The organism is Caulobacter sp. 602-1, from assembly GCF_003931565.1.
In the GTDB taxonomy this organism is placed as follows: Bacteria; Pseudomonadota; Alphaproteobacteria; order Caulobacterales; family Caulobacteraceae; genus Caulobacter.
On sequence record NZ_RRYI01000001.1, the window covers coordinates 202,523 to 214,617 of the forward strand.

Sequence of the window (12,095 nt, forward strand, 5' to 3'; positions counted from 1 at the left end):
TCCATGAACACCCTGAACAAGCTTGGGCCGCTACTGGGCCGTCTGTTCGATTTGAGCGACACGGCGCGCCCCGTCTTCTCCGGCGTGCCCGCCGCAGAGCGCGAGCGGTTGATGCGCAGCAAGACCGAATATCTCGAGCTCTACGGCGCCCTGAAGGAATTCCCGCTGGCGGTGTCGCGGGAGACGGGCGCGCTGCTCTACATGCTGGCGCGATCGATCGGCGCGAAGACGATCGTCGAATTCGGGACCTCGTTTGGCGTCTCGACCCTGCACCTGGCCGCGGCCCTGCGCGACAATTGGGGGCACGGGGGTGGCGGTCGGCTGATCACCACCGAGTTCGAGGCCTTCAAGGCCGAGCGCGCGCAAGAGCACCTGGTGGCCGGCGGCCTGCTGGACCTGGTCGAGATCCGCCTGGGCGATGCGCTGCAGACCCTGGCCGTCGACCTGCCGGAGACGATCGACCTCGTCCTGCTGGACGGCGCCAAGGCGCTCTATCCGGACATCCTCGGTCTGCTGGAAAGCCGCCTGCGGCCGGGCGCGTTGATCATAGCCGACAACGCCGACTACGCGCCGGACTATCTGGCGCGCGTGCGGTCGACCGAGGCTGGCTACCTGTCCGTGCCGTTCGGCGAGGATGTCGAGCTGTCGATGCGGCTCTAGGCTCTTAAGGCCATTTCACGGCTGGCGGCATCGAGCTGAGGATCGACTCGACATTGCCGCCGGTCTTGAGCCCGAACATCGTGCCGCGGTCGTAGAGCAGATTGAACTCGACATAGCGGCCGCGCTGGACCAGCTGCTGTTCGCGCTCGTCGGCGCTCCAGGCCTCGCCCATCCGGCGGCGGACCAGGGTCGGATAGATCTCCAGGAACGCCCGGCCGACATCTTGAGTGAAGGCGAAGTCCCGCTGCCAGTCGCCGCTGTCGTGGTGATCGTAGAAGATGCCGCCGATACCGCGCGGTTCGTTACGGTGGGGCAGGAAGAAGTACTCGTCGCACCAGGCCTTGTACTTGGCGTACCAGTCCGGATCGTGCTTGTCGCAGGCCCGCTGGTAGGCGGCGTGGAAGTCGATGGCGTCCGGGAAGTCCTGCTGGCGCTGATAGCCGAGCAGGGGGGTGAGATCCCCGCCGCCGCCGAACCAGCTCTTGGTCGTGGCGATGAAGCGGGTGTTCATGTGCACGGCCGGCACGCGTGGATTGGTCATGTGCGCGATCAGGCTGATGCCGGTGGCGAAGAACCGCGGGTCCTCGGCCGCGCCCGGCATGTTCTTCGCCATCTCGGGCGTGAAGGTCCCGTGCACCGTCGAGACGTGGACGCCGACCTTCTCGAACAGGCGGCCGTGCATCATGCCCATGACGCCGCCGCCGCCGGCCTCCCGGTTCCAGGGCTTCTTCTCGAAGCGGCCGGGCGCGCCTGGGTAGAGATCGGCGGGCGCCTCGTCCTCCAGGCGTTCGAATTGCTCGCAGATCTGGTCGCGCAGGCTTTCGAACCAGGCGCGGGCCCTGACCTTCTTGTCGTCGAGGGCCAGAATTTCGAGATCTTGGTCGGTGCTCATGTCGTCCGATTAAGCCGCCGCGCGCCGCCGCGCAAATCGGTCATGGCGATATTCGACAAGAACGGCGCGGCGGCCCCATATAGATCAAGGTCTCAGCGCCTTCCGGAGTTCGCCCATGCCCGCCGCCGCCAAGTCCTCGGCCGATGTCTGGATCGCCTCGGGCGTCCGCACCCCGTTCGCCAAGGTCGACGGGCCGCTGGCGTCCTACGACGCGATCGAGCTTTCCGTGCCAGTCGTGAAGGCGATGCTGGCGAAAGGGGCGCGGCCTGATTTCGCGGTCTGGGGCACGGTCATTCCGAACCTGACCTGGAGCAACCTGGCGCGAGAGGTCTTGCTGGACGCCGGGGCCGACCCGACCATTCCGGCCTTCTCCACGATCATGGCCTGCTCGACCAGCATGATCGGCGCGATCGAGGCGGCCGGCATGATCGACGGGCGCGGTCGAGATCTCGCCTTGGTCGGCGGCGTCGAGAGCATGAGCCGGGTGCAGATCGGCCTTTCGGTCGCCCTCTCGGATTGGATCCGCAAGTTCCAGGGCGCCAAGACCGGCGGCCAGCGTCTCCAGGCCCTGGGCGCGCTGAACCTGAAGGACGTGAAGCTGTTCATCCCCAAGGTCGCCAACCGGGTCACGGGCCTGTCGATGGGCGAGCACACCGAGATCACCGCCAAGGAATGGGGCCTGTCGCGCGCCGACCAGGACGCTATCGCCTTCGCCAGCCACCAGGGCGCGGTGAAGGGCTGGGAGGAAGGTTTCTTCGACGACCTGGTCATCCCGATCGGCGGCGCCAAGCGCGACACCATCCCGCGCAAGGACTCGACGCTGGAGAAGCTGGCCAAGTTGGGGCCGGCCTTCGACAAGACCAGCGGCAAGGGCACGCTGACGGCCGGCAACTCCTCGCCCCTGACCGACGGGGCCGCGGCGATCTGGGTCGGCTCCGAGGCCGGCATGGCCCGCCTGCCGTCAGAGACCCCGAAGGTGAAGATCGTCGATCACGAGGTCACGTCGATAGACTTGCGGCACGAGGGCCTGCTGATGGCCCCCGCCTATGGCGTGCCGCGCATGCTGGCCCGCAACGGCATGACCTATGCCGATGTCGGGCTGTGGGAGATCCACGAGGCCTTCGCCGCCCAGGTGCTGTCGCACATCGCGGCGTGGGAAAGCGCCAAGTTTCTCAGCGACAAGGCCGGCGTCACTGCGCCGATGGGCGCGTTCCCGCGCGATCGCATGAACCCGTTCGGCGGCTCGCTGGCGCTGGGTCACCCGTTCGGGGCGACCGGAGCGCGGATTCTCAGCCAGGCGGTGAAGGAGCTGGCCGCCCGTCCGAAGGGCGAGCGCGCGATCGTCAGCATCTGCGCCGACGGTGGTCAGGGCACGATGATGCTGCTGGAGAGCGCGTAAGCGCGACAGCCAAAAGTGGACGCCGGTTTTGGCGCCCGTCGCGCGTCAACGAAAAGCCTAGGTCAGGGCCGTGAAGATCAGGGCCACGACGGCGACGTCGAAGATGCGGATGGCGACGGACAGCATGCGAAAACCCGTGGGCGATGAACTCGCCAACGCATAAGCAAGACGGGCGCCAACCCCACGGTTCCCGCTGATGGCTCTGTTCTTCGACGCCGCCTGGTACGACGACCGTCTCGCCGAGCGCGGTCTTTCCCGTACGATCCTGGCCGCCGCGGCCGGTATGACCGAGGCCGATCTGGCGCTGGCCTTCAAGGATCAGCGCGAGTTGTCGATGCGGGAAGTGTCTGTCTTCGCCGAGCTTTTGGGCGTTTCGCCGGCGGAGGCCGCGTCCCGCGCCGGCGTGCGGCCGCCACCGGCCAGCGACGCCCAGCGCCTCGCGGCGCTGGAGGCGCGGGTCGCCGCGCTCGAGGCCGAGCTGGCGCGCCTGAAAGGCTAGATCTTGGTCTTCTTCAGCAGGCCCGTTGGGGGACGGCGATCGGCCGGACCGGAATATTCCGTCCCGAGATAGGTCGATCTGGCCGTATCGAGCACTTCCTGCCCACCACGCAGGCCGCGTTTCTGTCCGGACTGGCCCATGACGTGCGCGGCGAAGGCGGCGAAGCCTCCCCGGCGCGGCGGGGGTTCCTGACGCGGTGGGGGGGCGTCTTCCTCCACGACGAACACGACCTCTTCTTCGGCCTCCGGACGCTCGCCATCGCGCGGCGCCGGCAAGGCGCGGCGCGCGGGACCAGGGCGTCGAAGAGGATCGATCGGGCCGCTCATGGTGAAGAGCCTAGAAGCCGGACGGTTAAGAACGGCTGGAGCGTCTTGGTTAAGACTTGTTCGCCAGTTTGGCCAACTGCTCCTGCATCGCCTCCATCTGGCGCTTCAGGTCCGCGAGGGAGTCGTCGCCGGCGGGAGCGGGCGGGGGTGTCGGCTGAGGCTCCGCGGGCGCCGCGCCGCCGTCTTCTGGGCGCACATAGGCGAACGGCGAGAACATCTTCATGGCCCGGTCGAACAGAGCCATGTTCTGGCGGATCTGTTCTTCATAGACGCCCATGCCGGGGATCTTGCCGGGGGCCAGCCCCGCGAACTGTCCGCGCATGCGTTCCTGCTGCTTGGAGAAGCTTTCCAGCGACATCTCCAGGTACGACGGCAGGAAGGCCTGCATCGAGTTGCCGTAGAAGCCGATCAGCTGACGCAGGAACTGGATGGGCAGCAGGTTCTGGCCGCCGCCGCGGTTCTCTTCCTCGAAGATGATCTGGGTCAGGACCGAGCGGGTGATGTCGTCATTGGTCTTGGCGTCATAGACCACGAAGTCGACGCCCTCCTTCACCATGTCCGACAGGTGTTCGAGGGTCACGTAGGACGACGAGGCGGTATTGTAGAGACGACGGTTGGCGTACTTCTTGATGATGACGCGCTGACCCGCCGCCTTCTCGGCGCCCGCCTTTTCGGTGTTGGCGGCCGTTTCGCCTTTTTCAGGGTTCTCGGACATTTCGTTCCCTAGGGTAGCGGTTGGTCCGCTTCTCGCACCGCACTATCGCTAATGCAAAGGCGCGGCGCCAGTGGTCAGATGACTTGGAGCTGTCGCCAAGCCGTGAAATTGTGGCCGTGACGAACGCCGTCGCGATGTGCATGTTGGATGCTGCATCGCAAAAGCACGGGCGCCGCAACCGCGAAGGCGTCACGTCAGAACGTCACGGGAGCCTATCCATGAGCGACATCGTCATCGTCTCCGCCGCGCGTACGCCGGTCGGTTCGTTCAACGGGGCGCTGTCCAGCCTGCCCGCCTCGGACCTGGGCAAGGTCGCGATCCAGGCCGCCGTCGAGCGCGCCGGCATCACCCCCGCCGATGTCGACGAGGTGATCCTCGGCCAGGTGCTGCAGGCCGCCGCCGGCCAGGGCCCCGCCCGCCAGGCCTCGGTCAATGCCGGGATTCCGGTCGAGAGCCCGGCCTGGAGTCTGAACCAGCTGTGCGGCTCGGGCCTGCGCGCCGTGGCCCTGGCGGCCCAGCAGATCGCGGCTGGCGACGCCAAGATCGTCGTGGCCGGCGGCCAGGAGAGCATGAGCCAGGCCCCACACGCTCAGAACCTGCGCGGCGGCCAGAAGATGGGCGACCTGTCGTTCGTCGACACCATGATCAAGGACGGCCTGTGGGACGCCTTCCACGGCTATCACATGGGCCAGACGGCCGAGAACATCGCCAACCGCTGGCAGATCACCCGCCAGGACCAGGACGTCTTCGCGGTCGCCAGCCAGAACAAGGCCGAGGCCGCCCAGAAGGCCGGCAAGTTCGACGCCGAGATCGTTCCGGTCACCATCAAGGGCCGCAAGGGCGACACCATCGTCGACAAGGACGAGTTCATTCGCCACGGCGCGACCCTGGAAAGCGTCCAGGGCTTGAAGCCCGTGTTCAACAAGGAAGGCTCGGTCACCGCGGCCAACGCCTCGGGCCTCAATGACGGCGCCGCCGCCCTCGTGCTGATGACCGCCGACGAAGCCGCCAAGCGCGGCCTCAAGCCGCTGGCCCGGATCGCCTCCTGGGCCAATGCCGGCGTCGAGCCCGAGATCATGGGCACGGGGCCGATCCCGGCCTCGAAAAAGGCGCTGGAAAAGGCCGGCTGGACCGTCGCAGACCTCGATCTGGTGGAAAGCAACGAAGCCTTCGCCGCCCAATCGCTGTGCGTGGTCCGCGAACTGGGCCTCGACCCGGCCAAGGTCAATGTCAACGGCGGCGCCATCGCCATCGGCCACCCGATCGGCGCCTCGGGCGCGCGGATCCTGACCACCCTGCTGCACGAGATGAAGCGCTCGGGCGCCAAGAAGGGTCTGGCCACCCTCTGCATCGGCGGCGGCATGGGCGTGGCCATGTGCGTCGAGGCCGTCTAGGGGCACACGCGGCGGCTGACTAAAAACCTTCGCGCAACCTTAACCGTGGCCGCGCGCTTTCAGCCTTGCTGGGGCGCGCGGATCACGTGAACCATAAGAAAACTGCGTTCGGGAGAGATCAGATGACGAGAGTGGCTTTCGTGACCGGCGGCACCCGCGGAATCGGCCGGGCGATCTGCGAACGATTGATCGCCGACGGCCACAAGGTGGCGGCGGGCTATTCCGGCAACGAGGAGGCGGCCGCGGCCTGCGCCAAGGCGCTGGGCGTGATGGTGGTGAAGGGCAATGTCGGCTCGTTCGACGACTGCGCCGCCGCCGTGAAAAAGGTCGAGGCCGAGCTCGGCCCCATCGACATCCTCGTCAACAACGCCGGCATCACCCGCGACGGCATGCTGCACAAGATGACCTACGAGCAGTGGTCCGAGGTGATACGGGTCAACATGGACTCGGCCTTCAACATGACCCGTCCGGTGATCGAAGGCATGCGCGACCGCGGCTGGGGCCGCATCGTCAATATCAGCTCGATCAACGGCCAGAAGGGCCAGATGGGCCAGACCAACTATTCGGCCGCCAAGGCCGGCCTGATCGGCTTCACCAAGGCGCTGGCGCTCGAGAACGCCAAGAAGGGCGTGACGGTCAACGTGATCTGCCCCGGCTATATCGACACCGAGATGGTGGCGGCCGTGCCCGAGAACGTGCTGGCCCAGATCATCGCCGGCATCCCCGTGGGTCGCCTGGGCAAGGGCGAGGAGATCGCCGACATGGTCTCGTTCCTGTCGGGCGAACGCGCCGGCTTCGTCACCGGCGCCACGCTGAGCCTCAACGGCGGCCAATACATGGCCTGACGCGGGCTGATCCTGGTTCCCCGAAGTCCAAGGCTTGACGCCGACTGTTGCGGTTGGGCCTCATGCCGCCGGCTTCGGGGAATGGACGTTAACGCGTCCAAGATTCGCCCCAGTCGGCGGGCAGTACGGATCGCATGAAATTCTGTAAGGCGGAGTTGGCTGACCTCGGGGCCCGTGCGTCCCTGGCGATCGCGGCTCTGATGGTCATGACGGCGTCCGCGAACGCCCAGCAGCTTCCGCATTCGCTGCGGGACGCCTTGCTTGGTCATAAGGGACCGGCCGAGGCCCGCCGCGTCGCCGCCCCGCCGGTGGGGCGCTATGTCTCCGAAAGCGGCGGCGCCTTCATCTTCGACCAGGCCGCGCCCCAGCCGCTGATGAAGTTCGACAACAGCGCCGAGGTCTGGGTGCTGTCGGCCCAGCCAGCCTCGCGCGGCGACACCATCTACCGCAACGATCTTGGCGAGCCCGTGCTGCGGGTGACCAAGCTGGGCGGCATCATCCTGTTCACCGACGACGCCCCGATGGGCGCGGCGGCCGCCCTGTCGGGCCGCGCCTCGTCGATCCAGCCGCCGGCGATCATGTCGTTCAACGTGTTCGTCCAGCGCGTCCGCATCGCCACGGCCCGCGCCAGCCGCGCGGCCCAGCGTGATATCGAGTTCTCGACCGTCGAGGACGTGCGGCCCGAGACCTCGGTCCTGGCCGCCGACTCCGCCACCGTCGTGGCCGAGGCCTTCGAGCGCATGGCTCGCAAGGGTGACCGCTCGATCATCGCCAAGGTCTTCCGCGTCCTGCTGGCCGAGGGCCGCAAACCGTCAGCGGCGCTGAAGGACGGGGCGCTGACCATCACCTATTCGCCGGACCAGGGCCTGGCCGGCCGGCCATCGTCCAAGCGGATCATCAAGGTCATGAACCGCTGATCGACCTCGGGTCATTGAGTTCTAGCGAACATCGTTCTTCAAGCGTAACCATAAGTCCTCAGCGACCATTTACCCGAATGGTCTAGCTTGATGGCACACGGCTTCGATGGCGCCGCCGCGCGGGATCAACCCCGCTAGTGCGACGCCAGCGAGGCTTTTCGTGCATCCGCAAGGTTCTATTGTCTGGTCATGGAAAGCTCCGACCTCGCCGAGTTTCCTGAACGTGGGCGGCTGAAGATGGCCGACATCGCCCGCATGGCGGGCGTGTCGATCTCGACGGTGTCGCGCGCTCTGGCGGGCAATCCATTGATCCCCAAGACGCTGCGCGACCAGATCGTCGAGATCGCCCAGACCCACGGCTATGTCGTCAACCAGTCGGCGCGGTCCCTGCGCCTGCGCAAGACCGACACCATCGGCGTCATCATTCCGCTGGCCCACGAGGCGGGGCAGCTGATCTCCGACCCGTTCTTCCTCGAGATGTTCGGGAGGCTGGCCGACGAGATTACGCGCCGCGACTACTCCGTCCTGCTCAACAAGGTGGTCGTGACCGAACCGGGCTGGCTGGACCGCATCATCCAGTCGCATCGCGCCGATGGCCTGGTTCTGATCGGCCAGAGCACCCAGCATGAGGCGCTGAACGTCGTCGCCGACACCTACAGGCCTATGGTGGTCTGGGGCGCCCAACTGCCGGGCCAGCGCTATTGCGCGGTGGGCAGCGACAACGTTCAGGGCGGTCGACTGGCCGTCGCGCACCTGGCCGCCACCGGCCGTAAGCGCATCGCCTTCCTCGGCGCGGTCCACGCGCCCGAGGCCGCTCAGCGTTTCGAGGGCTACAAGCAGGGCTTGGCGGAGGCGGGCCTTCCTTTCGACCCGAGTCTGGTCGTGCCCGCGCCCTACATGATGGAAGAGGCTCAGGAAGCGATCGCGGCCTTCTTGGCGACAGGCGCGTCGTTCGACGCCGCCTTCGCCTTCTCGGACGTCATCGCCCTGGCGGCGATCAGCGCCCTGAATGCGGCCGGCAAGAGCGTGCCTGGCGACGTGGGGGTGGTCGGTTTCGACGACATCGTCCTGGCCCGTTACGGCAATCCGCCCTTGACCACGATCCGACAGGATCTCGCGTTCGGGGCCCGGGCGATGGTCGACCTGCTGTTCCGCCGCATGGCCGGCGAGGATGCGCCCGGGACCCTGTCGCCGGTCGAACTGGTGGTGCGCGGCTCAAGCGTTTAGCGGCGTTTTGCCGATCGGGATCCTTCACGAGATCGAAGGCCCGCGCCGGCGGCGACCGCTGGACAAGCAGCGGCGCCGGGCATCCGCGCTCCGGCGTTCGCTGGGGCCGTTTCTAGGCCGCTTCGACGCCGATCGACTTCAGTTCCTTGAGGAAGCGGGCCAGGCTCTGGTGCGAACGGCGCAGGCCCTGAACGACCTCGGGCTTGGACAGGGCCGATTGCGGGACGATGAAGCCCTCGCGGCCGACGCGCTGGGCCATGCCCTTTTCCAGCATCTCGACGAAGCGGCGGCGCACGGTCTCGTAGGGCAGGGCCAGCGAGTCGGCCACCTGGCGCACGGTCAGGGGGCGACGCTCGTGGTCCGGGGGAATGTCGTCGACCTCGGCATAGAGGCCACCTCGGATGTGCGAGCAATTGCCCGCCCAAAGGGTCGTGAAAACGAGGGCGTAGAGGAGGTCCGAACCATGGACTTCGTTAGCGATCTCGACCCAGCGCAGAATGTAGTCCGTCGCGTAGCGGGTCGCCGCGCGAGCGTTGATGTACTCATCGGACATAGGTTACTCGGTTCCCCAGGGTCGACGTTGCGACGCGACGTGAAAAGGATTGCATGGCTCGATGAACGACGCCATGCGACCAAGTTGCCCACTATGGGTACCCTATCTGAGCATCCGCGACCGGTTGTCGCAGGCATGGAGGGCTCAGGTTTTCGAGGGCTTCCAGTCGGGGGGCGCCAGCTCGAAGCCCTCGAAACGGAAGCCCGGGGCGACAGTGCAGCCGACCAGGGTCCAAGCGCCCAGGCTGACCGCGGTCTGCCACCACAGCATCGGCACGACCACCTGCGGCCGGCAGCCGGCGCGCAGGTCCGGACCCAGGACATGGGCCGCGGCGCCCCGGCCGTCGGGCGGCGACAGGGTGATCGAGATCGGCGCGCCGGCGTACCAGTGCCAGGTCTCGACGGCGTCGACACGGTGCCAGGCCGACATCTGTTCGGCCTCGAGCAGGTAGTAGATGCAGGTGGAATGGGCGCGGCCGTCGGGACCGGGTTCGTCTTCGAAGGTCCGCTTGTACCAGCCGCCCTCGGGATGGGGCTGCATGTCCAGCATGCGGATGATTTCCTTGGCGCCTAGGTCGCCGGCGATAGCCCGCTCCGAAATGTTTGGGTCGATCACGCTGTCACTCATCCCTTGAAGCTGTCCTTGGCGGCCCGGATCTTGGCGAAGGCCTGGGCGGGGGTGGGCGCGCTCGGCCGCAGCAGGGGCGCGCGCAGGAACGGGTTGGTCGCCTTCTCGGCGCCGATGGTGGTGGGCACGGTCGGTTCGCCGCGCTCACGGGCGGCGAACACCGCGTCGGCGCGGGCCTTGAGGGCGGGGTCGTCGTCGACCGACAGCGCGAACCGCGCGTTCGAGGCGGTGTATTCGTGGGCGCAGTAGACGGTGGTGTCGTCGGGCAGGGCGGTGACGCGGGATAGCGACGCCCACATCTGCTCGGGCGTGCCCTCGAACAGGCGGCCGCAGCCCAGGGCGAACAGGGTGTCGCCGACGAAGGCGATGCCGTCGGCGGCGTCGTGATAGGCGATGTGGCCCAGGGTGTGGCCGCCGCTGTCGATGACCTCGAACCGGGTCTCGCCCAGCGGCGCGACGTCGCCGCCGCGCAGCACGCGGTCCAGCGGCGCGATGCGGGTCACCTCGGCCGGGCCGGCGATCATCGCGCCGGTCGCCTTCTTCAGCGCCGCGTTGCCGCCGGCGTGGTCGGGGTGCCAGTGGGTGTTGAGGATCAGGTCGAGACTCCAGCCCAGCGTGTCGAGCTCGGCGAGGATGGCGTCGGCGTCCGGCGTGTCGATGGTCGCGACCTTGCCGGTCGCCTCGTCGCGCGCGAGGAAGCCGTAGTTGTCGGACAGGCAGGGGAACTGATGAACTGTCAGGGGCATCACGGGGCGCTTGCTCTATCGCGCCGACGCGGGCGCGCCTACAAGGATGGCCTCGACGCTCGGGAGACTCAATGCGCCGCGACGTGCTGGACCTGAGAGCCTTCTACGCCGCCCCGCTGGGCCGCGCGGCGCGGACCATGCTGACCCGCAAGGTGGAAGAGGCCTGGGGCAATACGCGGGATCTCGACGTGCTGGGCGTCGGCTACGCCACCCCCTTCCTGGACGCCGCCCGGGGCAACGCCCGCCGGGTGGTGGCCGCCATGCCCGCTCAACAGGGGGTCGAGGTCTGGCCGCACGGCGGTCGCAACCAGGCCTGCCTGGTCGAAGAGACCGCCTTGCCCCTGCCCAACGCCATGTTCGATCGCGTCTTGGCTGTCCACGCGCTGGAAGAGGCTGACGACCCGGCCGCCCTGCTGGCCGAGATCGGCCGCGTCATGGCGCCGACGGGCCGTCTGATCGTGGCGGTGTCGTCGCGCGATGGCGTCTGGACGGGGGCCGAGACCACGCCGTTCGGCCACGGCCGCCCCTACAGCCGCAGCCAGCTGGAGTCGCTGATTCGGGAAGCGGACCTGGAGCCGGCCGGCTGGACGCGGGCGCTCTATGTGCCGCCGGTCGGGGCCATGGCGTCGTGGGCCGAGGGCTTCGAGCAGGTCGGCGCGCGACTGTGGCCGCGCTTCGCCGGGGTGATCCTGATGGAGGCCATCAAGCAGACTTTCGCGGTCAAGCCCCGCGGCCATCGCGCCCGCGCCCGGGTGTTCGCGCCCGGCGTCCTGCTGCCCAGTCCGGCCGGACCGACTCCGGCGCGGCACGAAGGCGGGAGGTCCGTTCCCGCTCATCAGGCGCCCGTTCCTCAGGCGCCGAGCGGTCGGGACGTCTGATCTTACTTGGAGCGAAGCGCGCGGACGCCTAGCTTGTGGTCCTGACAACCGTTCGCTCTCGGGAACACCGCCATGAAGATGATCGTCGCCGTGATTAAGCCGAGCCGCCTGGATGCGGTGCTTGAAGCGGTCACCGAGGCGGGCGCGTCGGGTTTGACCGTCACCGAGGTGCGCGGCTACGGCCGCCAGAAGGGCAAGACCGAGGTCTATCGCGGCGCCGAATACGAGGTGAAGCTGCTGCCGAAGGTCAAGCTGGAGATCGCCGTGCCGACCGACGTGCTCGAGCCCGTCATCGAAGCCCTGCAGCGCACCGCCAACACCGGCAAGATCGGCGACGGCAAGGTCTTCGTCATGGACCTGGAACAAGCCCTGCGCATCCGCACCGGCGAACGCGACGCGGCGGCCATCGCCGGCTGA

Annotated in this window: 16 protein-coding genes; 9 read left to right on the forward strand and 7 right to left on the reverse strand. The window is 67.8% G+C overall.

Annotation, left to right across the window (positions count from 1 at the left end; genetic code table 11):
* Positions 1–3: 3 nt before the first annotated feature.
* Entirely contained in the window at positions 4–660 is a 657-nt protein-coding gene (locus tag EIK80_RS01075) for an O-methyltransferase (protein WP_125155123.1), read from the forward strand.
* A gap of 4 nt (positions 661–664) precedes the next feature.
* Here EIK80_RS01075 and hemF read toward each other — a convergent pair whose 3' ends face one another.
* On the reverse strand, positions 665–1,552 hold the full coding sequence (gene hemF, locus EIK80_RS01080; protein WP_125155124.1) for an oxygen-dependent coproporphyrinogen oxidase: 888 nt from the start codon (positions 1,550–1,552) through the stop codon (positions 665–667).
* A 115-nt stretch (positions 1,553–1,667) separates the two neighbouring features.
* On the opposite strand from hemF, the gene EIK80_RS01085 reads away from it, so the two are divergent.
* Positions 1,668–2,951, forward strand: a complete 1,284-nt coding sequence (locus EIK80_RS01085) for an acetyl-CoA C-acyltransferase (protein WP_125155125.1) — start codon at positions 1,668–1,670, stop codon at positions 2,949–2,951.
* Between the two features lie 57 nt (positions 2,952–3,008).
* Here EIK80_RS01085 and EIK80_RS01090 read toward each other — a convergent pair whose 3' ends face one another.
* The gene (locus EIK80_RS01090; RefSeq protein ID WP_125155815.1) at positions 3,009–3,074 is read right to left on the reverse strand and encodes a hypothetical protein; all 66 of its coding nucleotides are present in this window, start codon (positions 3,072–3,074) and stop codon (positions 3,009–3,011) included.
* Positions 3,075–3,147: 73 nt separating this feature from the next.
* Here EIK80_RS01090 and EIK80_RS01095 point away from each other — a divergent pair, with 73 nt between their 5' ends.
* On the forward strand, positions 3,148–3,450 hold the full coding sequence (locus tag EIK80_RS01095; RefSeq protein ID WP_125155126.1) for a helix-turn-helix domain-containing protein: 303 nt from the start codon (positions 3,148–3,150) through the stop codon (positions 3,448–3,450).
* Here the strand turns inward: EIK80_RS01095 and EIK80_RS01100 are convergent.
* Together EIK80_RS01100 and phaR are read right to left on the reverse strand one after the other, a co-directional pair.
* On the reverse strand, positions 3,447–3,776 hold the full coding sequence (locus EIK80_RS01100) for a hypothetical protein (protein ID WP_125155127.1): 330 nt from the start codon (positions 3,774–3,776) through the stop codon (positions 3,447–3,449). The genes EIK80_RS01095 and EIK80_RS01100 overlap by 4 nt on opposite strands.
* A 49-nt stretch (positions 3,777–3,825) precedes the next feature.
* Complete coding sequence (gene phaR / locus EIK80_RS01105) at positions 3,826–4,491, reverse strand: polyhydroxyalkanoate synthesis repressor PhaR (RefSeq protein WP_125155128.1); 666 nt, start codon at positions 4,489–4,491, stop codon at positions 3,826–3,828.
* 218 nt (positions 4,492–4,709) lie between these two features.
* On the opposite strand from phaR, the gene EIK80_RS01110 reads away from it, so the two are divergent.
* From EIK80_RS01110 to EIK80_RS01125, 4 genes are all read left to right on the forward strand, one after another.
* Positions 4,710–5,885, forward strand: coding sequence for an acetyl-CoA C-acetyltransferase (locus EIK80_RS01110; protein ID WP_125155129.1), 1,176 nt, complete (start codon positions 4,710–4,712; stop codon positions 5,883–5,885).
* A 122-nt stretch (positions 5,886–6,007) separates the two neighbouring features.
* Positions 6,008–6,730, forward strand: coding sequence for a beta-ketoacyl-ACP reductase (locus tag EIK80_RS01115; protein ID WP_125155130.1), 723 nt, complete (start codon positions 6,008–6,010; stop codon positions 6,728–6,730).
* A 134-nt stretch (positions 6,731–6,864) separates the two neighbouring features.
* A complete protein-coding gene (locus EIK80_RS01120; protein ID WP_199743336.1) occupies positions 6,865–7,647 on the forward strand; it encodes a DUF4908 domain-containing protein in 783 nt (260 codons plus the stop codon).
* 237 nt (positions 7,648–7,884) lie between these two features.
* Complete coding sequence (locus tag EIK80_RS01125) at positions 7,885–8,874, forward strand: LacI family DNA-binding transcriptional regulator (RefSeq protein ID WP_233586393.1); 990 nt, start codon at positions 7,885–7,887, stop codon at positions 8,872–8,874.
* 112 nt (positions 8,875–8,986) lie between these two features.
* Here EIK80_RS01125 and EIK80_RS01130 read toward each other — a convergent pair whose 3' ends face one another.
* The 3 genes from EIK80_RS01130 to gloB form a co-directional block, all read right to left on the reverse strand.
* Complete coding sequence (locus EIK80_RS01130) at positions 8,987–9,427, reverse strand: hypothetical protein (protein ID WP_125155132.1); 441 nt, start codon at positions 9,425–9,427, stop codon at positions 8,987–8,989.
* Positions 9,428–9,571: 144 nt separating this feature from the next.
* The gene (locus tag EIK80_RS01135) at positions 9,572–10,054 is read right to left on the reverse strand and encodes a cupin domain-containing protein (RefSeq protein WP_125155133.1); all 483 of its coding nucleotides are present in this window, start codon (positions 10,052–10,054) and stop codon (positions 9,572–9,574) included.
* Positions 10,051–10,800 carry a hydroxyacylglutathione hydrolase gene (gene gloB, locus EIK80_RS01140; protein WP_125155134.1) on the reverse strand — a complete coding sequence of 250 codons (750 nt, stop codon included), beginning with the start codon at positions 10,798–10,800 and terminating at the stop codon, positions 10,051–10,053. The genes EIK80_RS01135 and gloB overlap by 4 nt, the downstream gene beginning before the upstream one ends.
* 71 nt (positions 10,801–10,871) lie before the next feature.
* Here gloB and EIK80_RS01145 point away from each other — a divergent pair, with 71 nt between their 5' ends.
* Together EIK80_RS01145 and EIK80_RS01150 are read left to right on the forward strand one after the other, a co-directional pair.
* Positions 10,872–11,678 (forward strand): class I SAM-dependent methyltransferase, encoded by an 807-nt coding sequence (locus tag EIK80_RS01145; RefSeq protein ID WP_125155135.1) that lies wholly within the window; start codon positions 10,872–10,874, stop codon positions 11,676–11,678.
* A 72-nt stretch (positions 11,679–11,750) separates the two neighbouring features.
* Positions 11,751–12,095, forward strand: a complete 345-nt coding sequence (locus EIK80_RS01150) for a P-II family nitrogen regulator (RefSeq protein ID WP_010918409.1) — start codon at positions 11,751–11,753, stop codon at positions 12,093–12,095.